Source organism: Paracoccus haematequi (assembly GCF_900631945.1).
Classification (GTDB): Bacteria; Pseudomonadota; Alphaproteobacteria; order Rhodobacterales; family Rhodobacteraceae; genus Paracoccus; species Paracoccus haematequi_A.
The window spans coordinates 72,931-96,456 of the sequence record NZ_UZWE01000021.1; the positions used below are offsets into that span (position 1 = coordinate 72,931).

Annotated in this window: 20 protein-coding genes; 10 read left to right on the forward strand and 10 right to left on the reverse strand. The window is 68.6% G+C overall.

The genetic code is table 11. The features are described from left to right. The first annotated feature begins 73 nt into the window (after positions 1–73). Positions 74–1,711, forward strand: coding sequence for a molecular chaperone GroEL (gene groEL, locus PARHAE_RS03350; protein ID WP_126153186.1), 1,638 nt, complete (start codon positions 74–76; stop codon positions 1,709–1,711). A gap of 63 nt (positions 1,712–1,774) precedes the next feature. Then, positions 1,775–2,818 (forward strand): NAD(P)-dependent alcohol dehydrogenase, encoded by a 1,044-nt coding sequence (locus PARHAE_RS03355; protein ID WP_126153187.1) that lies wholly within the window; start codon positions 1,775–1,777, stop codon positions 2,816–2,818. Between the two features lie 44 nt (positions 2,819–2,862). Here the strand turns inward: PARHAE_RS03355 and PARHAE_RS03360 are convergent, their stop codons facing one another. The 3 genes from PARHAE_RS03360 to PARHAE_RS03370 form a co-directional block, all read right to left on the reverse strand. Continuing rightward, complete coding sequence (locus tag PARHAE_RS03360) at positions 2,863–4,890, reverse strand: sigma-54-dependent Fis family transcriptional regulator (RefSeq protein ID WP_241232655.1); 2,028 nt, start codon at positions 4,888–4,890, stop codon at positions 2,863–2,865. A 108-nt stretch (positions 4,891–4,998) separates the two neighbouring features. Beyond that, the gene (locus PARHAE_RS03365) at positions 4,999–5,493 is read right to left on the reverse strand and encodes a hypothetical protein (protein ID WP_126153188.1); all 495 of its coding nucleotides are present in this window, start codon (positions 5,491–5,493) and stop codon (positions 4,999–5,001) included. A 210-nt stretch (positions 5,494–5,703) separates the two neighbouring features. After that, on the reverse strand, positions 5,704–6,642 hold the full coding sequence (locus PARHAE_RS03370) for a hydrogen peroxide-inducible genes activator (RefSeq protein WP_126153189.1): 939 nt from the start codon (positions 6,640–6,642) through the stop codon (positions 5,704–5,706). Between the two features lie 129 nt (positions 6,643–6,771). Between PARHAE_RS03370 and katG the strand changes: the two genes are divergently transcribed. Further along, positions 6,772–8,994, forward strand: a complete 2,223-nt coding sequence (gene katG, locus PARHAE_RS03375; protein ID WP_126153190.1) for a catalase/peroxidase HPI — start codon at positions 6,772–6,774, stop codon at positions 8,992–8,994. A 98-nt stretch (positions 8,995–9,092) separates the two neighbouring features. Here the strand turns inward: katG and dddP are convergent, their stop codons facing one another. Beyond that, positions 9,093–10,448 (reverse strand): dimethylsulfonioproprionate lyase DddP, encoded by a 1,356-nt coding sequence (dddP, locus tag PARHAE_RS03380; RefSeq protein WP_126153191.1) that lies wholly within the window; start codon positions 10,446–10,448, stop codon positions 9,093–9,095. A gap of 135 nt (positions 10,449–10,583) precedes the next feature. On the opposite strand from dddP, the gene PARHAE_RS03385 reads away from it, so the two are divergent. Next, positions 10,584–11,522, forward strand: a complete 939-nt coding sequence (locus tag PARHAE_RS03385) for a LysR substrate-binding domain-containing protein (RefSeq protein ID WP_126153192.1) — start codon at positions 10,584–10,586, stop codon at positions 11,520–11,522. Between the two features lie 26 nt (positions 11,523–11,548). Here PARHAE_RS03385 and PARHAE_RS03390 read toward each other — a convergent pair whose 3' ends face one another. From PARHAE_RS03390 to PARHAE_RS03415, 6 genes are all read right to left on the reverse strand, one after another. Continuing rightward, on the reverse strand, positions 11,549–12,148 hold the full coding sequence (locus PARHAE_RS03390) for an SAM-dependent methyltransferase (protein WP_126153193.1): 600 nt from the start codon (positions 12,146–12,148) through the stop codon (positions 11,549–11,551). Positions 12,149–12,160: 12 nt separating this feature from the next. Continuing rightward, positions 12,161–13,927: a SulP family inorganic anion transporter gene (locus tag PARHAE_RS03395; RefSeq protein ID WP_241232656.1), complete on the reverse strand. Its 1,767-nt coding sequence runs from the start codon at positions 13,925–13,927 to the stop codon at positions 12,161–12,163. A gap of 115 nt (positions 13,928–14,042) precedes the next feature. Beyond that, on the reverse strand, positions 14,043–14,930 hold the full coding sequence (locus PARHAE_RS03400; RefSeq protein ID WP_126153194.1) for an MBL fold metallo-hydrolase: 888 nt from the start codon (positions 14,928–14,930) through the stop codon (positions 14,043–14,045). Positions 14,931–15,011: 81 nt separating this feature from the next. Continuing rightward, a complete protein-coding gene (locus PARHAE_RS03405; protein WP_126153195.1) occupies positions 15,012–15,221 on the reverse strand; it encodes a YgaP family membrane protein in 210 nt (69 codons plus the stop codon). A 79-nt stretch (positions 15,222–15,300) separates the two neighbouring features. After that, complete coding sequence (locus PARHAE_RS03410; protein WP_126153196.1) at positions 15,301–15,972, reverse strand: Crp/Fnr family transcriptional regulator; 672 nt, start codon at positions 15,970–15,972, stop codon at positions 15,301–15,303. Between the two features lie 152 nt (positions 15,973–16,124). Continuing rightward, positions 16,125–17,078 (reverse strand): LysR family transcriptional regulator, encoded by a 954-nt coding sequence (locus PARHAE_RS03415; protein WP_126153197.1) that lies wholly within the window; start codon positions 17,076–17,078, stop codon positions 16,125–16,127. 128 nt (positions 17,079–17,206) lie between these two features. On the opposite strand from PARHAE_RS03415, the gene PARHAE_RS03420 reads away from it, so the two are divergent. From PARHAE_RS03420 to PARHAE_RS03445, 6 genes are all read left to right on the forward strand, one after another. Further along, positions 17,207–18,058: a dioxygenase family protein gene (locus tag PARHAE_RS03420; RefSeq protein ID WP_164555123.1), complete on the forward strand. Its 852-nt coding sequence runs from the start codon at positions 17,207–17,209 to the stop codon at positions 18,056–18,058. A 20-nt stretch (positions 18,059–18,078) separates the two neighbouring features. Continuing rightward, positions 18,079–19,038 (forward strand): VOC family protein, encoded by a 960-nt coding sequence (locus PARHAE_RS03425; protein ID WP_126153199.1) that lies wholly within the window; start codon positions 18,079–18,081, stop codon positions 19,036–19,038. Further along, positions 19,035–19,694: an alpha/beta hydrolase gene (locus tag PARHAE_RS03430; protein WP_126153200.1), complete on the forward strand. Its 660-nt coding sequence runs from the start codon at positions 19,035–19,037 to the stop codon at positions 19,692–19,694. The genes PARHAE_RS03425 and PARHAE_RS03430 overlap by 4 nt, the downstream gene beginning before the upstream one ends. Before the next feature lie 135 nt (positions 19,695–19,829). Continuing rightward, entirely contained in the window at positions 19,830–21,104 is a 1,275-nt protein-coding gene (locus tag PARHAE_RS03435) for an ABC transporter substrate-binding protein (RefSeq protein WP_126153201.1), read from the forward strand. Positions 21,105–21,351: 247 nt separating this feature from the next. Then, a complete protein-coding gene (locus PARHAE_RS03440) occupies positions 21,352–22,179 on the forward strand; it encodes an SDR family NAD(P)-dependent oxidoreductase (protein ID WP_126153202.1) in 828 nt (275 codons plus the stop codon). A 52-nt stretch (positions 22,180–22,231) separates the two neighbouring features. Beyond that, complete coding sequence (locus PARHAE_RS03445) at positions 22,232–23,524, forward strand: ABC transporter substrate-binding protein (RefSeq protein ID WP_126153203.1); 1,293 nt, start codon at positions 22,232–22,234, stop codon at positions 23,522–23,524. Positions 23,525–23,526: the final 2 nt, after the last annotated feature.

Below are 23,526 nucleotides of genomic sequence, written 5' to 3' on the forward strand. Positions count from 1 at the left end.
TCCCCGGACCGATCATCACCACGAAGAAAAGCCGGCGCGCGCCGCGCGTCCGGCCACCAAGGGAGGATTACCCATGCCGCATTTCCTGCTTCACAGCACCGATGCCCGCCGGGCCTTGGCGCGCGGCGTCGCGCGCCTGGCCGCCGCGGTCGAACCGACGCTTGGCCCCAAGGGCCTGAACGCGATGATCGACCGCCCGGTCGGAACGCCGCTGATCACCCGTGACGGCGTGTCCATCGCGACCGAGATCGAGCTGCCCGACCGCTTCGAGAACATGGGCGCGCAGGTGGTGCGCGAGGTCTCGATGCAGACCAACGAGGTGGCGGGCGACGGCACCACCACCGCCATCGTGCTGGCCAATGCGATGATCCAGCAGGGCGTGACCCAGGCCGAACGCGGCGCGCGGGCGGTGGATCTGTGCCGGGGAATCGAACTGGCGGTCGGCCGCGTCGTCGAGGCGCTGCGCGCCAATGCCGTGCCGGTCAAGGACAATCCCCGGCTGCTGGGCGCGGTCGCCAATATCGCCGCCACCGATCCGCGCCTGGGCGAGATCGTGGCCCAGGCGCATGGCCGGGTCGGCAACGACGGCATCATCACCGCCGATTTCTCGGTCACGGTCGAAACCACGCTGGAGGTGATCGAGGGCATGTCCTTCGACCGCGGCTATATCTCGCATCACATGGTCACCGACCAGGACGAGATGGAGGCCGTGCTGGACAAACCGCTGATCCTGCTGACCGATCAGAAGATCCTGTCGCCCTCGGCCCTGGACGGCGCGCGCCGCATCGCCGATGCCGAGGGGCGGTCGCTGCTGATCGTGGCCGAGGAGATCGCCCCCGAGGTGGTGGTGACGCTGCTTGAGGCCGCGCGGCCCGGCAAGTACCTGATCGTGCATCCGCCGGAATACGGCCATTGGCGCAAGGCGCTGATGGACGACCTGGCGATCCTGACCGGGGGTGAGGTGCTGGCCCGCGATCTGGGCCGGAAGATCGAGACCGTCACCCGCGAACAGCTGGGCGCGGCCCGGCAGGTGCGCGCCTCGGCCAGCCAGACCACGGTGATCGGCGGCGGGGCAGGGGACGCGGGCGCCATCGCCGCGCGCCGGTTGCAGGTGCAGCGCCAATACGACATCGCGCCGCCGAACATCGAACAGGACAAGCTGCGCGAACGGCTGGCCAAGCTGTCGGGCGGGACCGCCGTGATCCATGCGGGCGGCCTGACGCCGGTGGAACAGAAGCGCAAGATCCAGTTGATCGAGGATGCGCTGCACGCGATCCGCGCCGCCGTTGACGAAGGCGTGGTGCCCGGCGGCGGCTCGGCCCTGGCCCATGCCGCGACGGCGCTGGATGGGCTGGTGGCCGAGACCTCGGGCGATGTCTCGGCGGGGGTCGAGCTGGTCCGTTCGGTCCTGACGCGGCCGCTTGCGCGGATCGCGCTGAATGCCGGGTCGGATCCGAACGCGGTCATCGCCGAGGTGATCCGGTCGGGCGACGGCATGGGGTTCGATGCGGCCCAGGGCCGGTTCCGCGACATGATCGAGGCAGGGATCGTCGATCCGGTCCGGGTCACCTGTTCCGCCCTGGCCAACGCGGCCTCGGTCGCCAGCCTGATCCTGACCACCGAGACGGTGATCGGCCATGCCGAGGATTATGTCGATCCGACCGCTGGTCCCGCCCTGGGCGGCGGCGCGGAACGGCTGGGCCGGCAATAGGCGCGCGGCGGGCGGCCTGCCGGGCCGCCCCCGATCCCAACCCTTCAGGACAAGGAGCGCGCCATGAAGGCCGCAAGACTTTACGACTATGACCCGGCGATGAACGTCAAGCTGGTGGTCGAGGACATTCCCAGCCCCACCATCGCCGCCCCTGACGAGGTGATCGTGCGCGTCGGCGCGGCCGGGCTGTGCCGCACCGACCTGCATATCATCGAGGGCGTCTGGCGTCCGATCATGGACCCCGACAACACGCTGCTGCCCTATGTGATGGGCCACGAGAACGCCGGCTGGGTCGAGGATGTCGGCAGCAATGTCCGCACCGTCAAGCCCGGCGACGCGGTGATCTGCCATCCGCTGCGGACCTGCGGCGTCTGCCTGAACTGCCATCACGGCCACGACATGTATTGCGACCACGGCCTGTTCCCCGGCCTGGGGCTGGACGGCGGCTTCGCGGAATATTTCAAGACCAACGAACGCTCGCTCATCAAGCTGAACACCGACATCGCGCCCCTGGACGTGGCGCCGATGGCCGATGCCGGGATCACCGCCTATCGCGCCGCCAAGCGCGCGGCCAAGATGCTGCCGCCGGGCAGCTGGTGCGCGGTGCTGGGCGTCGGCGGGCTGGGCCATATCGCGCTGCAATCGCTGCGCGCGCTGTCGGGCTGCCGGCTGATCGCCATCGACCGCGAACCGGGCGCGCAGGTGCTGGCGCGCGAACTGGGCGCCGATGTCGTGCTGGACGGCGGCCCGAACCTGATCGCCGAATTGAAGGACATCACCGGGGGCGGCGCCCATGTGGTGATCGACTTCGTGGGCGAACTGGGGGTCGAGAACATCTGCTGGAAGCTGTTGCGCAAGGGCGGCGAATGCATCGTCGTCGGCTATGGCGGCACGGTCGAGGTGCCGACGCTGGAACTGGTCGCCAACGAGATCAGGATCGGCGGCAGCCTGGTCGGCGATTACACCGAACTGGTCGAACTGATGGAGCTGAATTCCGACGGCAAGGTGAAGATGCACTATACCGCCTACAAGCTGGACGACATCAACACGGCCATCGACGATTTCAAGAACCGCCGCTTCACCGGGCGCGGCGTGATCGTGCCCTGAACCCCATCGGAAAGGGCGCCCCCGTGCGCCCTTTCCCGTTCGCCTCATTCATAGGTGCGGCGGATCCCGTAGGTCTTCAGCTTGCGGTACAGCGTCGGGCGAGAGATGCCCAGAACTTGGGCCACGCGGGTCAGGTTGCCTTCCTCGGCGGCCAGGGCGTGGCGGATCGCCTGTTCCTCGAGATCGGTCAGATTGGCGGGTCCGGGCTGCGGCTCGGGCGCGACGGCCGTCGGGTGGCGCGGCGCATTGCGGAAGGCCGGGGGCAGATCCTCGGGCGTGACCATGTCTTCCGCGACCATCAGGTGCAGCCGCTCGAACAGGTTGCGCATCTCGCGCACGTTGCCGGGCCAGGCATAACCGATCAGCAGTCGCGCGGCGTCCTGGGACAGGACCAGCGGCTCGCGGCCCATCCGGGCGGCGACCGCGCGGTTGAAGTGATCGGCAAGGCAGGGAATGTCGCAGGGCCGTTCGCGCAGCGGCGGCACCTCGATGGTGATCGCGCCCAGCCGGTAATACAGGTCGCGGCGGAACCGCCCGGCCTCGACCTCTTGGCCCAGGTCGCGATTGGTCATGGCCACCAGTTGCACATCGACCTGGCGGCGACGCGAACAGCCGATCCGATAGACCGCGCGCTGTTCCAGAACCCGCAGCAGATAGGGTTGCAGATCCAGCGGCATTTCTCCGATCTCGTCCAGGCACAGCACGCCGCCGTCGGCCTGTTCGAACTTGCCGGGCTTGCCCTCGCGCGTGGCGCCGGTGAAGGCGCCGGGGGCGTGGCCGAACAGTTCGGACCCGAACAGCTCGGCCGAGATGGCGCCGCAGTTCACGGTGACGAAGGGCGCGCGGCCCTGATGCGCGGCCGAGGTATGGATCAGCCGGGCGAACAGTTCCTTGCCCGCGCCGGTCTCGCCCTGGATCAGAACCGCCGATCCCGCCGCCGCCGCGCGCCGCGCCATCTGGACCGCGGCGGTGAATTTCGGCGCTTGGCCGATCATCAGAAGCTCGTCCCGCTCGGCCCCTGCGCGGGGCGGGATGCGCAGCGCCTCGGCGGGTGCGGCCGGGCGGGCGGCGGCGCTGGCGGGGCGGGGCGGCAGGATCAGCGCGGCGCCGCTGAATTCGCCGTCCAGGAACAGGCGGCTGATGCCCTTGGGGCGCAGATCGGGCGGCGTGGCCCGCGCGATGTCCTGATCGCTCATGGAACCGGACAGCGGGATGAACTGCTGGCCCGGCGACAGCTTCGGCGCGCGCGGGTCGGGCGCGTCGCCCGAGGGCGCGCGATGGTACATCACCCGGCCGAAGCGGTCCAGGATCACCACCGCGTCGCGGCTGCTCTGCGCGGATCCGCTGTCCAGGAACGCCTCCAACAGGCGGATGCGGCGCATCTCCTGCCGCTCGGCCAGCGCCGCCTCGATCTCGCGCGCGACCGAGGCGATCATGGCGACGTTGTGCGGCCGGAAGATCGACGGCGGGCCGGACAGGTCGACCGCGCCGATGATGCGCTGGTCCACCGGATCGCGCACCGGGGCGGCCGCGCAGGTCCAGCCCTTGATGCCCTGACAGAAATGTTCATAGGCGTGGACCAGCGTCGGGCGCCCGGCACGGATCGCGGTGCCGATGCCGTTGGTGCCGATCGCGGCCTCGTCCCATTTGCCGCCCTGGATCAGGTGGATGCCGCGGGCCGCGTGATGGGTGCGCAGATCGCCGATCTGGTCCAGCACCAACCCGTCGGCATCCGTCAGGATCAGCAGCACGTTGGCTTCCGACAGCAGCGGCTCGATCTTCTGAAACGGCTTCTGGGCGGCGGCGGCGCGCAGGTCGGCATTCTTCTGCCGCGCGTCGTCCAGCAGTTCCTCGGTCTCGTCCATCGGCGCAAGCCCGGCCGTGGCGTCGATCCCCGAGGCGAGGCTGCGCGACCAGGATTCCAGGATCTCGCGGCGCACGCCCGAGGTCCGGCTGTGGTCGAGATCCCGATAGGTCAGGAAATCCTCCCAGGCGCGCATGATCGCGCGCTGGTCGAGCCAGTCGTCGAACATGCCGGTTCGGGTCTGATATCCCGAAAAGAGATCGGTCATGCGTCCTCATACAGGGCTGGGGCGGGGTGTCGCCCTTGCTGATCGGTGCAGTTCGCAACAGGGCCGGCAGCCGCGACGCGGGCGCCGGAGGATCGGCTGACGCAGCGGTCAGCTAAGGCCGAGTCGGTCCGCTATCTCGCCTGCCAGCAGGCTTTCGGGGCAAGCCTGGTCGATGATCTGGCCGTCCAGTTCGGCGATCTTTCCGGCCATCTCGTCGGGCAGGCCCGACAGGAAACCGTTCTCGCGCGTGGCAAGGGCGAAATAGCGGGTGCCCTGCTGGCGTCGGATCTCGCCCAGCAGGTGCATCTGCCGGCCCGAGCCGCTGTCATAGGCGACGACGCGGTTGTTCACGCTGACCTTGACCCGGACATCCCCCGACTCGGGCCCCAGGCGCGCGCCAGAGGACAGGTCGTGGAACCGCCTGCCTGACTCGGGCGGCGGGGCGTTGGAAGCCTCGGCCTTGGCGCGCCGCGACGCGCTGTAGCCGCCTTGGGTCAGATGATCGGCGATCTGGGTGATGGCGCCGCGATTCGCCTGGATCATGTGCCGGGCGCGTTCGTCCTCGCGGCGCGGGCCGTCGCGTTTCGATATGATGTCGACCATGGTCATCCTCCCAAATGGCCAGTGATCTCTCTGTCTTGTCGACGCCGCCCCCTCCCCCTCGGCCGGTCTCCCCTCCGGCTTTTCGGGCGCGTCGCGGCCCTGTGGCAGGGGCGCATGGCGTCGTCGTGGTGGAACAAGGCTACAGACCGGACTGCTTTTCAGCAAGCGTTTCCGCGCGGCCGGGCAAAGTCGCGCCCGGCGCGGGCGCCGTCAGCCGGGGCGCCAGCCGGGCAGGGCGGTCAGCCCGCTGGCCCGCCGCAGCGCCAGGCCGCCCTCGCGGACGACCTCGGCGATCTGCATCAGCTGCGCCTCCATCGCGCTGGATTTGCGCCAGACCATGCCGATCCGGCGGGTCGGCTGGGGGTCGCGGAACCGCGCCACCGATACCGAGGCGGAACGGGTCTCGATCGGCACCGCCATTTCCGGGATCAGCGTCACCCCCACGCCCACGCCGACCATCTGCACCAGCGTGGACAGCGAGCTTGCGTCCAGCATCTCGCGCGGCTGGGTCGAGGGCATGTCGCAGAAGGACAGCGCCTGGTCGCGGAAGCAATGCCCCTCTTCCAGCAGCAGCAGCCGCATCTCGCGCAGCTTGTCGCGGTCGGGCACCGGCTTGTCGGCATCTTCCGGCGGGCGGATCAGCACGAAGCGTTCGGTGAACAGCGCCACCTCGGTCAGCGAGGGTTCCGAGACCGGCAGCGCAAGGATTGCCGCGTCGATGCGTCCGTCGCTCAGCTCCTCGATCAGGCGCGAGGTCATGCTTTCGCGCAGGATCGGGCTGAGACCGGGGAACTGCCGGGCCAGCCGGGTGACGATGCCGGGCAGCAGATAGGGCGCGATGGTCGGAATGACCCCCAGCCGCAGCTTGCCCGCAGGCTGGCCGCCCGCCGCCCGCGCCAGATCGTCCAGATCCTCCAGGATCGCCAGCATCGCCTGCGCCCGCGCATGGACCATCTCGCCGAAGGCGGTCAGCCGCACGCCCCGCGGCCTGCGTTCCAGCAGCGGGGTTCCGGCGATCTCCTCCAACTCCTTGATCTGCATCGACAGGGCGGGCTGCGTCACTGCGCAGGCCTGCGCCGCCGCGCTGAAGGTGCCCAGGCGGGCGATGGCGTCGAAATACCGGATCTGCCGCAGGGTCAGGTTTCGCATCAGGTCAGGTTATACAAGCCATAAGAATATTCAAGTTTCCCTGAAGTCAGCGCCCCGTTAGGATCGCCCTGTCGGCCCAGGTCCGGGGAGGGGGCGGGCCGTTCGGTTATCTATCCGAGGGAGGACATCATGGATGGAAGCACACCTGCCGGGCAATGCCCGGTGGTTCACGGCGCCGCGCCGCGCGCCAGGCGCAGGAACAGGGACTGGTGGCCGAACCACCTGGATCTGTCGATCCTGCACCAGCATGACGCGAAATCCGACCCGATGGGACCGGGCTTCGATTATCGCGCCGAGTTCCAGAAGCTGGATTACGACGGGCTGAAAAAGGATCTGGCGGCGCTGATGACCGACAGCCAGGACTGGTGGCCTGCGGACTGGGGCCATTACGGCGGGCTGATGGTGCGGATGGCCTGGCACGCGGCGGGAACCTATCGCACCGCCGACGGGCGCGGGGGCGGCTCCACCGGCAACCAGCGGTTCGCGCCGCTGAACTCCTGGCCGGACAACGGCAACCTGGACAAGGCGCGGCGGCTGTTGTGGCCGGTCAAGCAGAAATACGGCAACCGGATTTCCTGGGCCGATCTGATCCTGCTTGCGGGCAACGTCGCCATGGAGACGATGGGCTTCAAGACCTTCGGCTTTGCGGGCGGCCGCGCCGACATCTGGGCGCCCGAGGAGGACACCTACTGGGGGCCGGAAGGCGAATGGCTGGCCACCTCGGACAAGCCGGACAGCCGGTATTCGGGCGAACGCGACCTGGCCAACCCCCTGGCCGCGGTGCAGATGGGCCTGATCTATGTGAACCCGCAAGGGCCGGACGGCAATCCCGACCCGGTCGCATCGGGGCGCGACGTGCGCGACACCTTCGGCCGCATGGGCATGAACGACGAGGAAACCGTGGCGCTGGTCGCGGGCGGCCATACCTTCGGCAAGGCGCATGGCGCGGGCGACCCGGCCTTGGTCGGGGCCGAGCCGGAGGGCTGCGCCATCGAACACCAGGGCTTCGGCTGGATGAACCGGCTGGGCGGCGGCCACGGCGTCCACACCACCACCTCGGGTTTCGAAGGAGCCTGGAAGCCGAACCCGACCACCTGGGACAACGGCTATTTCGACATGCTGTTCGGCTATGACTGGGAACAGGTGACCAGCCCCGCCGGAGCGATCCAGTGGCGGGCCAAGGGCTGTCGGCCCGAACACATGATTCCCGACGCGCATGATCCGGCCGTGAAGCACGCGCCGTTCATGACGACGGCGGATCTGTCGCTGCGGTTCGATCCGATCTATGAACCCATCGCCCGCCGCTTCCACCGGAACCCCGACCAGTTCGCCGACGCCTTCGCGCGCGCCTGGTTCAAGCTGCTGCACCGCGACATGGGACCAAGGTCGCTGTATCTTGGCCCCGAGGCCCCGACCGAGGATCTGATCTGGCAGGATCCTATCCCGGCCCGCGACCATGCCCTGATCGACGCCGTCGACATTGCCGGGCTGAAGGCGCGGATCCTGGCATCGGGGCTGGGCCATGCCGACCTGATCGCGACGGCCTGGGCCTCGGCCTCGACCTTCCGCCAGTCGGACCGGCGCGGCGGCGCCAACGGCGCGCGGATCCGGCTTGCCCCGCAAAAGGGCTGGGAGATCAACCAGCCCGACCGGCTGACCCGTGTGCTGGGCGTCCTGGAAACCGTGCAGGCCGAATTCAACGCGGCCCAGACCGGCGGCAAGCGGGTTTCCCTGGCCGACCTGATCGTGCTGGCGGGCGGCGCGGCCGTCGAGGCGGCGGCCCTTGCGGGCGGCCATCCGGTGACGGTGCCCTTCACGCCGGGCCGGATGGATGCGACGGCGGACCAGACCGACGTGGCCAGCATGGATCTGCTGCGCCCCGAGGCCGACGGCTTCCGCAACTATTCCAGCGGCACCTATCGCATCGCGCCCGAGGAGATGCTGGTCGATCGCGCGCAGCTTCTGACGCTGAGCGCGCCCGAAATGACCGTGCTGGTCGGCGGCTTGCGGGTGCTGGGCGTCAACCACGCCGACGCGCCCCATGGCGCGCTGACCACGCGCAAGGGGCAGTTGACGAACGACTTCTTCGTCAACCTGCTGGACATGGGCACCCAGTGGCGTCCCGCGAACGAGGATCAGACCCTGTTCGAGGGGCTGGACCGCAAGACCGGCGCGGTGCGGTGGACGGGAACGCGCGTCGACCTGGTGTTCGGGTCGAATTCGCAACTGCGCGCCCTGGCCGAGGTTTACGGCCAGTCCGACAACGCCGCGAAATTCGTCGGCGATTTCGTCCGGGCCTGGACGAAGGTCATGGAACTGGACCTGTTCGGCGCCCCGGCCTATCCGGCCTGAGATCCCGCGCGCGGCGGTCCCCCGCCGCGCGCAATCCGGCGCGACGCTGCCTTGTCGGGGGTGAAGGCGACCCGCTTCGTCGCCGCATTCCTGGCCCGTCAGCCCAGCCGCTCGTCGAAGGGATAGCGGGTCAGGTTCTCGAACCCCGTTTCGGTGATCAGCACCTGGTCCTCCAGCTTGATCGAGAAATCGCCGCCCTCGGGCGAGATCAGCGCCTCGACGCACAGCACCATGCCTGCTTCCAGCGCATAGTCGAAGGCGCCTTCGACATGCCCGTCGGGATAGGCGACCATGGGCCATTCGTCGCACAGTCCGACGCCGTGCATCATCAGCCCGTATTTCTGCTTCTGGCAGTTGTCGGGCAGGCGGTGGCAGTTCATCGTCAGCTCGCGGATGGCGACGCCGGGGCGCAGCATCGCCATGTTGTGGTCGATATGTTCGCGCGCCAGTTTCATCGCGTCGATCATGTCCGGGCGCGGCGGCTGGTCGCCGATCCACCAGGTCCGGCTGATGTCCACGCACATGCCGTAGGATCCGATCAGATCCGTGTCGAAGGCCACGATCTCGTTCGGCTGCACGATGCGGGGGCCGCATTCCTGGAACCAGGGGTTGGTCCTGACGCCCGAGGTCAGCAGCCGCGTCTCGATCCATTCGCCGCCGCGCCGGATGTTGCCCGCGTGCAGGCAGGACCAGATGTCGTCCTCGGACATATGGCCCAGCGGCACGCCGTCGCGGGCGGCCTGCTCCATCTCGGCCACGGCGGCCTCGCAGGCGTGGACGGCGCATCGCATGGCCAGGATCTCGTCGGGGCTCTTGATGGCGCGGGCTTTCTCGGTCAGTTCCTCGCCGTCCGTGACCTGGAAGCCCTGTGCCTCCAGCGCGCGCAGCCCGTGCAGCATGATCTTGTCCACGGCCAGCCGCCGGTTGCCGCCGCCATGGTGGTCCACCAGGTCGCGCACTTCGGCGGCAAAGCGGTCCGCCGCCGGGCCGATCCTGTCGCCCCGGTCGAAATAGAACAGATCCGCCCCCGACCGCTGTTCGCGCACCAGCGGGTTGAAGGCCGACAGGAAGGGCGAGCTTTTGTAGTCCCAGATGACCATGTAGCCATCGGCGCAGACCAGCACGGCGCGGAACAGGTTGTGGGTGTTCCACAGCTGCATGTTCGTCGAATCGGTAGCATAGCGGATGTTCAGCGGATCGAACATCAGCACCGCGCCATAGTCGCGGTCGACGACATGGCGGGTCAGCCTTTCCCAGCGATACCGGCGCATGGTCTCAAGGTTCGGCGCGGCCAGCCCGGCGGCGGCCCATTCTTGGAAGGCCAGGCGGGTCGGGCCGATCTCGATCCGGTCGCCGTCGTTGGGCGATCCGTCGGCCAGGGTCTCGCCCCGGTCCAGGTCGATCTTGCCGGGGCCGATCTTGCGTCTGTCGCTGAAATGCTGCGGCGCGGTCATCGTGATGAACCCTGTGTTGCGTGGTGGCCGGGGTCGCCTCTGTCCCCGGTGCCGATCAATGGCGAATTGCATCAGCAGGGCAATGCGATAAAAAATTGACTGTGAATTGATGCTGGCGCAACTCGGGGGGATGCGATGGTCCGGCGCTTCTATGATCTTCCCTCTCTGACGGGGCTGGAGGTGTTCGAGGCCGTCGCGCGGCACGGCAGTCTCAAGCTGGCGACATCCGAGCTGAATGTCACCTCGGCGGCGATCAGCCGTCAGATCAAGGCGCTGGAAGCGCAGTTCGGCGTGCCGCTGTTCATTCGCACGGGGCGGGGGGTCAGGCTGACCCCCGCCGGGACCGAGCTTTACGCCAGCGTCGCCGCGGGATTTTCCCGCATCGCCGACGTGTCGCGAGAGATCAAGCGCGGCGACCGATCCCGGAACGTCACGATCGCCACCACCGACACCACGGCGACGATGTGGCTTGTCCCCCGGATGCCTGAGTTCTGGCAGCGCCATCCCAAAATCATGATCAACCACCAGCTGGCCGAGAACAGCCGCCACTTCCGCCCCGAGGAGGTCGAGCTGCGCATCCGGCACGGCATGGGCGGCTGGATCAACGACGTGACGGAACCCCTGTTCGACGACTGGCTCTATCCCGTCTGCAGCCCCGCCTTCGCCAGGCGCCATGCCGGGGCCACGACGGCCGACCTTCCCGACCTGCCGCTTCTGGACATCGACTGGGTGGCGCCCGACTGGGTGACCTGGGAACAGGCGCTGTTGCAAGGCGGCGTGTCGGCGCGGTCGTTCGAGGCCCGCCGCCTGGGCAAGTTCAGCCTGGCCATGCAGGCGGCGGCGGCCGATCAGGGCGTGGCCATCGGCTGGCACCGGATGATTACCCCCATGCTGGAGCGTGGCGAACTGGTCCGCCTGACCGACCTGATCTTCCGCGCGCCGGGGGTTTATTATCTGACATGGAATCGCGGCCACGGGCTGTCCCCCGCCGCAGAACTGCTGCGCGGCTGGATCCACGAGCAGGCAGAGGCGGAACGGTCCCGGCCCCCGCCGGTGGAAGCTTCCGGCGTCTGAGATCGGCCGCAGGGTGGCTCGTGCCCTCAGCCGGGCCGTCTGGCGATCAGGTCGATCAGGGCCGAGGGACCGGCATGGGCGGTTCCCTCGGCCAGATGCGCCTCGTAGGATCGCAGCACCGGGATGTCCCAGCCGGCAAAGGCGTCTTGCAGCATCTGCGGGGTATAGAGGTTCTCGACCTGGCGCGGCCCGCCGGTGCCGTGGTCCAGCTGCCGGGGCGTGTAGCCGTGCAGAAGGATCAGCCCGCCGGGGCGCACCGCGCGCTTCATGCCCGCGAAGATCCGGCGGCGCAGGTCGGGGCCAGCGAACTGGATGAAGATCGCCACCACCGCGTCGAAGGCGGCGTCCGGCCAGGCATAATCCTCGGCCGCGGCAAGGCTGAAGCCGACGGCGACGCCCCGCGCCTGGGCCAGCCGCCGGGCCTTGGCCAAGGCGACGGCCGAGGCGTCCCAGGCCGCGACCCGGCAACCCTGCGCGGCCAGCCAGACCGAGTTGCGCCCCTCGCCATCCGCCACGCAAAGCACCCGGTCGCCTGGCGCGAACCGGCCGGCATGGCGGGTCAGAAAGGCTGCAGGTTCGGTCCCGAACAGGAACCCTTCGCCACCATAGCGTTCATCCCAATCCATCGTCCGCCCCCTTCATTCCCCCGCCGACCGGCAGGGCGCGCCGGTCAGGGCGCGCCAGGCGTCATACTGGCTTTGAAAGACCCGTCCGTTCAACTGGTCCAGGAAATGGCTGGACTTCAGCCGATCCATAACCGGGCCCTTCACCTCGCTGAGGTGGAAGCCGATGCCCAACTCGGCCAGGCGCCGGTTCACCGCCTCCAGGCTTTCCAGGGCCGAGAAATCGATGTCGTTCACCGCCGGGCACATCAGCACCACGTTCGCGACCGGCGAATCGTCGGCAACCCGGTCATGGATAAGGTTTTCCAGAAAACGCGCATTCACGAAATACAGGCTTTCGTCGATGCGGATGGTCAGCAGGCTGGGATCGGTCTGGACCCGGTGGCGGGCGACGTTGCGGAAATGGTGCGTGCCGGGAACCAGGCCCACCACGGCGACATGCGGCCGGGCGGTCTTGACCAGATGCAGCAGGATCGACACCACCACGCCGGTCGCCACGCCGATCTCGACCCCCGCGCCCAGGGTCAGCAGGATGGTGACCGCGACGGCGGCGAAGTCGCCTTTGGAATAGGCCCAGGTCCGTCGCAGGATCGACAGATCCACCAGCCCCAGCACCGCCACGATGATCGTGGCGGCCAGGGTGGCGTTGGGCAGGTCATGGATCAGCGGCGTCAGGAAGGCCGCGGCGAAGGCCAGACCGATGGCGGTGAATGCCCCGGCGGCGGGCGTCTCGGCCCCTGCGTCGTGGTTCACGACCGACCGGGCGAAGCCCCCGGTGACCGGATAGCCGCCGGTGAAGGCCGCGCCCAGGTTGGCGGCGCCCAGGCCGATCAGTTCCTGGTCCGGGTCGATCCGTTCCCGCCGCCGCGCGGCCAGCGTCTGCGCGACCGACACCGATTCCACGAAGCCGATGATCGAGATCAGCACTGCGGGCAGGGCCAGTTCGCGGATCAGCGCGGGCGACAGGCCGGGCAGGGTCAGCGGCGGCAGGCCCTGCGGCACCGCGCCGACGATGGCGACGCCCGCCCGGTCCAGCGACAGCGCCCGCACCGCGAGGGTGGTGGCCACGACCGCCAGCACCGGCCCGGCCTTGGTCAGGATGTCGGCCATGCGCGCCGGCACGCCCCGGCGCAGCAGGGCGGGCTTCATGCCGCGCCGCACCCAGACCAGAAAGCCGGTCGCCGCGGCGCCGGTCGCCAGGGTCGCGGGGTTGGCCTGGCCCAGGTTCGACAGCAGCCCGGCGGCGATCTCGACCAGCGTGTCGCCGCCCGCCGGAATGCCCAGAAGGTGGCGCAATTGCGAGGCCGCGATCAGGATCCCCGAGGCGCTGATGAAGCCCGAAATCACCGGATGGCTGAGGAAATTCGCCAGCATCCCCAGCCGCAGCAACCCCAGCAGCAGCAGGAACCCGCCCGACAGCGCCGCCAGCGTCAGCGCCGCGCTGGCGTAATCCGCCGTGCCCTGCTGCGCGACCTGGCCCACCGCGCTTGCGGTCAGCAGCGACACCACCGCGACCGGCCCCACCGCCAGGCTGCGCGAGGTGCCGAAGACCGCATAGAGCATGATCGGCGCGATCGAGGCATAGATCCCCGCCTCGGGCGGCAGCCCTGCCAGCATGGCATAGGCCAGCGATTGCGGGATCAGCATGATCGTCACGATCACTGCCGCCAGCAGGTCGCCCGACAGCGCCGCCCGGTCATAGCGGCGCCCCCAGTCGAGGATGGGAAGATACCGGCTGACCATCCTCGTCACGGACTGCTTGCCCCCTTGCGCCGGTCTCATTGCGGTGCGGCCCCCCGCCGTTCGGGCCGGGCGTGCCATTTCCGGTGGCGTCCGGCCGTCAGCGGGCAGGGGCCATCGCCGTCGGTCCGCGCGTCTGCCGGGCGTCCGGCCGCGATCACAGCGCGTTGACCGGCACCTTGAGGTAGCGCCTGCCGTCGCCATCCGGCGGCGGCAGCTCGCCCCCGCGCATGTTCACCTGAAGAGACGGGATGATGAGCCTGGGCATGTCCAGTTGCGCGTCGCGTTCGGTGCGGAAGCGGACGAACTCCTCTTTCGTCTTGCCGCCGCCGACATGGATGTTGTGGGCCTTTTCCTCGGCCACGGTGGTTTCCCAGCGGATCTCGCGGCCGTTCGGCCCGTAGTCGTGGCACATGAACAGCCGCGTCTCGTCGGGCAGGCTCAGCACCTTCTGGATCGAATCGTACAGCGTTCCGGCATCGCCGCCGGGAAAATCCGCGCGCGCCGAGCCGCCGTCGGGCATGAACAGCGTATCGCCCACGAAGGCCGCGTCGCCCATCACATGCGTCATGCAGGCCGGGGTATGGCCGGGGGTATGGATCGCCAGGCAGGTCATGCCGCCGACCCGGTAGGTGTCGCCGTCGTCGAACAGCCGGTCGAACTGCGATCCGTCGCGGCGGAACTCGGTTCCTTCGTTGAAAACCTTGCCGAAGGTGTCCTGGACCACGGTGATGCCGCGGCCGATGCCCAGCTTGCCGCCCAGCCTCTGCTGGATATAGGGGGCGGCGCTGAGATGGTCGGCATGGACATGCGTCTCGATCAGCCAGTCCACGGTCAGGCCCCGGTTGCGGACATGGGCGATGATCTGGTCGGCGTGGTCATGGCTGATGCGGCCGGCGGCATAGTCGATGTCCATGACGCTGTCGACGATGGCGCAGGCGGCCGAACCGGGATCCTTGACCACATAGGAAATCGTGTTCGTCGCCGGGTCGAAGAATCCCGTGACCTCGGGCCGGACGGACAGGTCGGGGGTATAAGGCCGCATTGACTGCTCGTTTCTTTTGAAGGGGTGACGGATCGGGCCGGGCGGCGCCTGGGCGGGCCCGGCCTGAACTGGGTTCGCGGATCAGCAGTCGCGGCAGGTTCTCAGCCCCAACAGGCTGTAAAGCGGGCAGTTGCCCATGATCGAGGTCAGCAGGAACACCGCCGCGATGGCCAGGAACAGCCAGTGCGGCAGGCCGGTGGCCGCGAAGGCGGTGCCGAATGCCGCCCAGACCAGGATGACCGCCGCGCTGATGCGCGCAACGCGGTCGAAGGTGCCCATGTTCGTCTTCATCTTTCGCCTCCGGGATTCGCGTGATGACGGATCCTCGCATCCCGGCGCCCGATGCGTCGGTGACTTGGTCACCAAGCGTTCAGGCGGCGCGGACCAGCCGTTCCAGCCCCTCGCGCCCGATCAGCCGCAGCTCGCCCCGCGCCTGCTCGACCCAGCCGCGCCGCTGGAATTCCGCCAGCGTACGCGAGATCACCTCGCGCGCGGTGCCCAGTTCGGACGCCAGGACCGCATGGGTCGCCCGCACCACGCCCCGGTCGTCGGCCAGTTCCAGCAGCCGCGAGGCCAGCCGCACGTCCATGCGCTGGAAGACGATGTCGTCGATCAGGCTGAACAGGTCGGTGATCCGCCGCGCATAGGCGGTAAAGACGAATTCGCGGAACACCGGCGAACGGGCCACCAAATCGTCGAAGGTCTTGCGCGGAATCACGGCCGCCTCGACATCCGTCTCGGCGATGCCATCGGCGGAATAATCCTGGAATGCCAGCATGCAGGCGGTGGTCAGGACGCAGCTTTCCCCGGCGTGGACGCGGTACAGGAACACCTCTCGTCCCGTCTCGGACCGCTGCTGCACCCGGACGGTGCCCTTGAGAAGCAGCAGCAGGCTGTCGGCCGACTTGCCGGGTTGGAAGACCTGGGTGCCTGCGGGCACCGCGACGATCTGGCTGCCGCGATCCAGATCGGCGCGGATGTCGGCGGGCAGGCGGCCCAGCCCCGGAAAGCGGTCGATCCAGCTTGCGCCCGCATCGCTCATCTTATCGGTCTCCGCCCCGGTCTGATCGGCGGCGCGATGGTCCGCAGCCGCATCGCCCCGATTTCAAGCCGAAGCCAGCCGCCAAGACAAGGGGCGCGGCGCTTGAGCAGTTCCTGGCCCCGCCTGCTGGCGCTGCAAAGCGTTCCCCAGGCCTAGGACTGCCCCCAGATCACCGCGCTTTCATGGCGCTTGATGGCGTGGCGCAGGCTGTCGAAGGCGGCGATGACGTGGCCCGCGAAACGGTCCGACGCGGGCAGCCGCGGACCGCCCGCCTTGCGCATGATCCCCAGCGAGCGGTTCGGTTGCGGGATCTGATAGGGCAGCACAGCCACATGGCCGGGGTCGCGCAGCGCAAAGACGACGGAAAACGGCAGGACCGCCAGCGCGTCGGTCTCGGCCAGGACGTTCACGACGCTCATCAGCGAGCCGCCGGAATAGCGGATGTTGAGATCCGACATGCCGATGCTCATCAGGATCATTTGCAGATCCGACATCAGCGGCGATCCCGGCAGCGGCGCGACCCATGGACAGGCGGCCAGGTCGGCGGCCTCGATGGGGCGCTTGCGCATCAAGGGATGGCCCCGGCGGCAGGCGACGACGTTCCGGCCGGGCAGGATCTCGGTGAATTCGAAGCCGGGGCCGGATGACATCTCGCCCATGGCGACGATGCCCAGGTCAAGCTGGTCGCCCTCCAGCGCGGCGATCACCTCGGGCAGGTTCATATAGCTTTGCTGGATCACGATCTCGGGTTCGCGGCGCTGGAATTCGCCGATCATGCCGCTGATGATCGCGTCCATGAAGAAGGGCACGCCGCCCAGGCGGACCAGGCCCCTGGTGCCCTTGACGAAGCCCTGCACCGCGTCCGAGGCTTGGCGCGACGCGGCGATGATGACACGGCCCTGCGCGGCCAGTTGCGCGGCCAGCGGCGTCGCCTGCAAGGGGCGGCGGCCCTTGACGAACAGCGGTTCGCCCACGCGCGCCTCCAGCATGGACAGCGAGCGGCTGACGGCGGGCTGGGTCAGGCCCAGCATGGCCGCGCCCTCGGACACGCCCCCCGCGTCCAGGACGGCGGCAAGCTGCATGAGGTGGCGTTCGTTCAGGCGCATAGCAGAGTGCTATATTGACCGCGGCAAAACTCAAGCAGTTTCCGCGGCGGCCGTGCTACCACCCTTGCAAGGGGAGGGGAGGCCCCGCGGGAATGGAGGATGGGCGCGATCCCTGGGCGCATGATGCGATGCCCGTCGCGGACCAGATCGGCCGCGACCTGGCGCAGCGGCTGGCGATGGTTCCGCCGACGCGGCTGGCCCAGGCCGTCGCCCGGATCGCCCGTCACCTGCACCTGCTGATCGCCGAGTTGCACCCCTCATCCGCCGAATTCCGCGAGGCGCTGGGCTTTCTGACCCAGGTCGGCCATCACACCGACCACAAGCGGCAGGAATGGGTGCTGCTGGCCGATGTGCTGGGCGTCTCGGCGCTGGTCGAGGGGCTGAACGCCCCCCGTCCGCCCGGCGCGACCCCGAATACCGGGGCGGGGCCGTTCTATCGCCCCGATGCGCCCGACCTGCCGCTGGGGGCGGACCTGTCGCGGGACGGCAAGGGCGAAAGGCTGCGCGTGTCGGGACGTGTCACCGACATTCAGGGTCATGCGCTGCCCGGCGCGCTGGTCGAGGTCTGGCACGCCAATGGCGCGGGCCTTTACGAAAACCAGCAGCCCCACAACCAGCCCGAATTCAACCTGCGCGGCCGGTTCCGGGCGGATCCCAAAGGGCGGTTCGACTTTCTGTCGGTGATGCCGGGGGGCTATGCGCTGCCCTCGGACGGGCCGGTCGGGCGGCTGATGGCGGCGCTGGGCTGCCCGCTGGACCGTCCGGCGCATCTGCATTTCCGCGTCACCGCGTCGGGCTGTCAGACCCTGACCACGCATATCTTCGACCGCGCCGATCCCGCCCTTGGCCGCGACCCGATCTTCGACGTCAAACCCGCGCTTCTGGCCGATTTCCGCGCCACCCGGACCCGTTCCGGCCTGTCCCAGCATCGGCTGGATCTGACCCTTGTCCTGTGCCCCTTGGGCCAGGCCGCACCCTGACATTCAAACGGAGGAAACACATGGCTCTTGTCAGCGGATACCACCACCTGACCCTGTCCACGGACGGCGCGCAGGAGGATTTCGATTTCTACACCAAGACGCTGGGCCTGCATTCGGTCAAGCGCACCGTGCTGTTCGACGGGGTGATCCCAGTCTATCACCTCTATTACGGCTCGCCTGACGGCGATGCCTCGACCATCATCACCACGTTTCCCTTTCGCAAGCCCGGCGTTTATGGCCGGCGCGGCACCAACCAGTCGCGCACCATCATGCAGTCGATCCCGCCGGGCGCCGCGGATTTCTGGGTGGACCGGCTGAACGCGCGTGGGCTGGCGGTCGAAAAGACCGCGCGCTTCGGGGCGACCCGCGTGGTCTTCGCCCATCCCTGCGGCATTCCGCATGAACTGGTCGAAAGCGACGGCGACCCGCGCCAGCCGATCGTGAACGAGGCGCAGGGCATCGGACCCGCCCAAGGCATCAAGGGCATCTATGGCGGGCTGGTGGCCTGTTTCGACCGCACGGCGATGGACGATTTCATGACCGTCGCGCTGCCCCTGACGAAAGAGGCCGACAGCGACGAAGGCACCGTCTATCGCGTGCCCGACGCCGATGGCGTGATCCAGCGGGTCGAGGTGATCGAGGACCGCGCCTCGCCTCAGGGCACCTGGACGCTGGCGGGCGGCACCATCCATCACCTGGCGCTGAACACCGGCGACGAGGAAAACCAGCTGAAGCTGCGCGCCCATATCGAGGGGCTGGGCTTCACCGACATTTCCGAACAGAAGGATCGCAACTATTTCAAGTCCTGCTATGTCCGCAGCCCCGGCGGCGCGCTGTTCGAACTGGCCTGGACCACGCCGCAGGGCTGGGCGCGCGACGAGGCGCCGGGCGAGATCGGCAAGACCCTGGTCTTTCCGCCCTGGTTCAAGGACCGCGAGGACGAATTGCGCGCGGGCCTCGAGGCCGCGGAATTCGCATGACGGCGGTGCTGGACCTGCTGCGCTGCGGGGCGGACCTGTCGGCGGCAAGGGCGCTGTGCGTCCTTGTCCACGGCCGGGGCCAGTCGCCCGAGGAGATGCAGTCGCATGTGCTGGCGCGGCTGGATGCGCCGGGAACGGCCTTCCTGCTGCCCCGCGCGCCGGGGGCAAGCTGGTATGCCGCCCGCGCGGTCGATCCGCTGACCGCCCAGACCCGCGCCGCGCTGGCCGATGGGCTGGCGGGTCTGCGCGCGCTGATCCGGGATGCCCGCGCCGCCGCGCCCGGCCTGCCGCTTGTGCTGGCGGGGTTTTCGCAAGGGGCCTGCCTGTCGCTGGAATACGCCTTTGCCGGACAGGACGCGCCCGATGCGCTGGCGGCGCTGACCGGCTGCCGCGTGGGGGTGGCGGGGGATGCGCGCGCCGACAACCTTCCGCCGGGTCTGCCGGTCTATCTGACCGGCTCGGACGCCGATCCGTGGATCCCGGTCGAGGCTTTTGCCGAAGCCGCCGTGGCCCTGGGCCGATCCGGCGCCGCGCTGCGCGCCGACCTGTTTCCGGGCCGCGCGCACGAGGTCTCGGGCGCCGAGATCGCCATGCTCGCGGCGATGCTGGGCGACATGGCGGCGGGCCATGCGCCCCGGATGGCGGCGGCGCGGTAACGGCCGGGCGGTTCATAACGCCGGGTTATGCTGGCTGCCCAAGATCCTAAACAAAATCGGCTTTCGAACGGTCATGCTTGCACGAACGGCGCGGGTGGACCGGGGACCGCCCGCAGATCATCAGGGGAGGATGAGATGTTCACCAGACGGAAATTCCTGCGCACGACGGCGGCGACCGGCCTGACGCTGGCCGCGCCCCACCTGGCCGCGCCGGCCATCGCCCAGGGCGCGCGGATCAGGCTGGGCTATGTCACGCCCCGGACCGGCCCGCTGGCGGGTTTCGCCGAAAGCGACGACTGGAACATCAAGACCTTCCTGGCATCGGAACTGGGCCGCGACTTCGAGGTGGTGGTCAAGGACAGCCAGTCGAACCCGAACCGCGCCGCCGAGGTCGCCAAGGAACTGATCCTGGCCGACGAGGTGAACCTGATGCTGGCGGCCTCGACGCCGGAAAACACAAATCCCGTGGCCGGGGTCTGCGAGGGCGAGGGCGTGCCCTGCATCACCACCGTCGCCCCCTGGCAGCCCTGGTTCATCGGCCAGCAGGGCAATCCGCGCGACCCGGCAAGCTGGCAGGGCTTCGATTACGCCTTCCATTACTTCTGGGGGATGGAGGACGTGATCCAGGTCTATACCGCCATGTGGGACCAGCTTCGGACCGGCAAGGCGGTGGGCGGGCTGTTTCCCAACGACGCCGACGGCAACGCTTGGGGCGACCCTCGGACCGGGTTGCAGCCGGGCCTGGCCGAACGGGGATATGCGCTGACCAATCCCGGCAGCTTCCAGAACCTGTCCGACGATTTTTCGGCCCAGATCAATGCGTTCAAGGCGGCGAATTCGGACATCATCACCGGCGTCCTGATCCCGCCGGACTTCGCGACCTTCTGGGCGCAGATGCGCCAGCAGGGGCTGCGGCCCAAGGCGGTGACGGTCGCCAAGGCGCTGCTGTTCCCGCAATCGGTGGAAACGCTGGGCGAGGCCGGGCACAACCTGTCGTCCGAGGTCTGGTGGTCGCCCTCGCATCCGTTTTCCTCGACCCTGACGGGGAAAAGCTCGGCCGGGCTGGCGGCGGATTTCACCGCCGAAACCGGGCGGCCCTGGACCCAGCCGATCGGCTTCGTTCATTCGCTGTTCGAAGTCGCCGCGAATGTCATGGGCCGGATCGACGATCCGTCGGACGGCGACGCCGTGGCCGAGGCGGTGGCTGCGACCGACATGACCACGGTCGTGGGCAGGATCGCCTGGAACGGCGTGGGCGTGCCGGATTTCGCCGCGCGCAACGTCTGCAAGACGCCGCTGACCGGCGGGCAATGGCGCCGGAAGGAAGGCGGCGGCTATGACCTGGTGATCGTCGAGAACGGCGCCGCGCCCGACATTCCGACCGGCGGCAGGATGGAGCCGCTGGCCTGACCGGGCGGCACCCGCCGCTATATATCGAACCGCTATGCTAACGGGGGTTTTTCGCATTTGACTTGCGCAGATGCAGACCGCTTGATGCAGGCACTGGTTTCGCCCTCTGGGAGGCGGGCGAAGCCTTCTCGACAGGACCGATGCCTGGTTCCGGGTTTCTACCCGGCCGGTGCCGCTTTGCCCGCCCCTGGGGTGGGTCGCGGCGGCGTGTCCCGTCCTGGACCGAAGGGCAGAATGGGAGGATGCCTTGGCTTCACTTGAGACGATGTTCGACGTGCGCGGCAAATCCGTGATCGTCACCGGCGGCGCCAGCGGCATCGGCCGCGCCTATGCCGAGATCCTGCTGCAACAGGGCGCGCGGGTCTGCATCTTCGACATCGACGCCGAAGGGCTGGACCGCACGGTCGCGGACTTGGCCGAAGGGGCCGGGCAGGGCGGCGAGATCTGGGGCCAGCAGGTCGATGTCGGCGACCGCCGGGCGATGGCCATGGCCTTCGACGCGGTGGCCGACCGCCATGGCCGCATCGACACGGTCTTCGCCAATGCGGGCATCGATCCCGGCCCCGGCTTCATGACGCCCGACGGCGAACGCAATCCCGACGGCGCCATCGAGAACATCCCCGACAGCCAGTGGGATCGCGGCATCGAGATCAACCTGACCTCGGTCTATACCACCGTGAAGAACGCCGTGCGGCACATGAAGCCCAACGGCGGCGGGCAGATCATCGTCACCTCGTCCATCGCCTCGCAGATCAACGAAAGCATTGTCGGCACCAGCTACATGCCCGCCAAGGCGGCGGTGAACCACTTCGTGCGCCACATGGCGATGGAACTGGGCGCCTTCGGCATCCGCGTGAACGCCATCCTGCCCGGACCCTTCATCACCAACATCGCGGGCGGACGCCTGCGCAACAAGGCCGACCGCGCCGCCTTCGAGCGCCAGTCGCTGATCGGCCGCATCGGCGATGTCGAGGACATCAAGGGCCTGGCGCTGCTGCTGGCCTCGCCCGCCGGGGCCTTCTTCACGGGATCGCTGATCGTGATCGACGGCGGCGCCCTGACCCGCATGACCTGAACGCCGCCACGCGCCTGGCCGGGCGCGCGGCCCATCCAAGGGAGGAACGACAGTGACCTATTACAACAAGCTTGTCCGATCGGGCATCAGCCGTCGGTCGTTGCTGCGTGGCGCGGGCGCGGGGATGGTCTCGACCCTGGCGCTGCCGGGATACCTGCGCGCGCAGACGGCGGGCAGGATCAGGATGGCCTATATCACCCCCGCGACCGGCCCGCTGGGGCTGTTCGGGGAAACCGACGGCTATACCGTCCAGAAGATCCGCGCGGTGCTGGGGGGCACCATCACCGCCGCCAATGGCAGCACCTATGAACTTGAGATCCTGGAGCGCGACAGCCAGTCCAACCCCAACAAGGCGGCCGAGATCGCGGGCGACCTGATCCTGAACGACGAGGTGCATCTGATGGTGCCCGCCTCGACCACCGACACGATCCTGCCGGTCATGGAGCAGTCGGAACTGTACGAAACCCCCTGCATCTCGGCCGGGGCGCCATGGCAGGCGGTCATCATGCCGCGCGGCGGCGGCGAATTCGACTGGACCTATCATTTCTTCTGGGGCCTGGACGAGGCGCTGAACACCTATGTCGGGCTGTGGAACGGGCTGGACAGCAACAAGGTCGTAGGAATGCTGTTCCCGCAGAACATAGACGGCGAGACCTGGGGGAACGAGGATTACGGCCTGCCCGCGCCGACCCGCGCCGCCGGATACGAGGTGGTGATCCCCGGCTATTTCCAACCGCGCACCAACGACTTTTCCGCCCAGATCGCGGAATTCAAGGCCAAAGGCTGCGAGATCATCGGCGGCATCGCCTATCCCGACGACCTCAAGACCTTCGTGACCCAGTGCAACCAGCAAGGGTTCAAGCCCAAGGCCATCACGGTCGCGGCGGCGCTGCTGTTCCCCGGCGGGGTCGAGGCGATGGGGGCCTTGGGCGACGGCATGACCACCGAGGTCTGGTGGACCCCGGCCTTCCCGTTCCAGTCCTCGCTGACGGGCCAGACCGGACGCCAGATCGCCGACCAGTGGGAGGCCGACCAGAAGCGCCAGTGGACCCAGCCGCTGGGCTATTCCCATGCCCTGATCGAGGTGGCCATCGACATCCTGAAACGCTCGGCCGATCCCCTGGACCGCGAGGCCAACCGCGAGGCGATGGCGGCGACCGACCTGTCCACCGTCTGCGGCCCGGTCCGGTTCGGCGGCACGCCGCACAAGAACATCTGCACCATGCCGATCTTCGGCGGGCAATGGGTCAAGGGCGCCGACTGGCCCTATGACCTGAAGATCGTCGACAACACCGTCAACCAGCTGTTCCCGCCGGAACAGAAGATCGTCCCGATCGCCTGGTGACC

Bases quoted from the DNA above. Each gene is read 5' to 3' on its own strand.
- PARHAE_RS03425 (WP_126153199.1), top strand. From the start codon at position 18,079: ATGGCTCTTGTCAGCGGATACCACCACCTGACCCTGTCCACGGACGGC.
- PARHAE_RS03435 (WP_126153201.1), top strand. From the start codon at position 19,830: ATGTTCACCAGACGGAAATTCCTGCGCACGACGGCGGCGACCGGCCTG.
- PARHAE_RS03395 (WP_241232656.1), bottom strand. From the start codon at position 13,927: ATGAGACCGGCGCAAGGGGGCAAGCAGTCCGTGACGAGGATGGTCAGC.
- PARHAE_RS03370 (WP_126153189.1), bottom strand. From the start codon at position 6,642: ATGCGAAACCTGACCCTGCGGCAGATCCGGTATTTCGACGCCATCGCC.
- PARHAE_RS03365 (WP_126153188.1), bottom strand. From the start codon at position 5,493: ATGGTCGACATCATATCGAAACGCGACGGCCCGCGCCGCGAGGACGAA.
- PARHAE_RS03355 (WP_126153187.1), top strand. From the start codon at position 1,775: ATGAAGGCCGCAAGACTTTACGACTATGACCCGGCGATGAACGTCAAG.
- PARHAE_RS03405 (WP_126153195.1), bottom strand. From the start codon at position 15,221: ATGAAGACGAACATGGGCACCTTCGACCGCGTTGCGCGCATCAGCGCG.
- PARHAE_RS03410 (WP_126153196.1), bottom strand. From the start codon at position 15,972: ATGAGCGATGCGGGCGCAAGCTGGATCGACCGCTTTCCGGGGCTGGGC.
- PARHAE_RS03400 (WP_126153194.1), bottom strand. From the start codon at position 14,930: ATGCGGCCTTATACCCCCGACCTGTCCGTCCGGCCCGAGGTCACGGGA.
- groEL (WP_126153186.1), top strand. From the start codon at position 74: ATGCCGCATTTCCTGCTTCACAGCACCGATGCCCGCCGGGCCTTGGCG.
- PARHAE_RS03415 (WP_126153197.1), bottom strand. From the start codon at position 17,078: ATGCGCCTGAACGAACGCCACCTCATGCAGCTTGCCGCCGTCCTGGAC.
- PARHAE_RS03430 (WP_126153200.1), top strand. From the start codon at position 19,035: ATGACGGCGGTGCTGGACCTGCTGCGCTGCGGGGCGGACCTGTCGGCG.
- dddP (WP_126153191.1), bottom strand. From the start codon at position 10,448: ATGACCGCGCCGCAGCATTTCAGCGACAGACGCAAGATCGGCCCCGGC.
- PARHAE_RS03360 (WP_241232655.1), bottom strand. From the start codon at position 4,890: ATGACCGATCTCTTTTCGGGATATCAGACCCGAACCGGCATGTTCGAC.
- PARHAE_RS03390 (WP_126153193.1), bottom strand. From the start codon at position 12,148: ATGGATTGGGATGAACGCTATGGTGGCGAAGGGTTCCTGTTCGGGACC.
- katG (WP_126153190.1), top strand. From the start codon at position 6,772: ATGGATGGAAGCACACCTGCCGGGCAATGCCCGGTGGTTCACGGCGCC.
- PARHAE_RS03385 (WP_126153192.1), top strand. From the start codon at position 10,584: ATGGTCCGGCGCTTCTATGATCTTCCCTCTCTGACGGGGCTGGAGGTG.
- PARHAE_RS03420 (WP_164555123.1), top strand. From the start codon at position 17,207: ATGCCCGTCGCGGACCAGATCGGCCGCGACCTGGCGCAGCGGCTGGCG.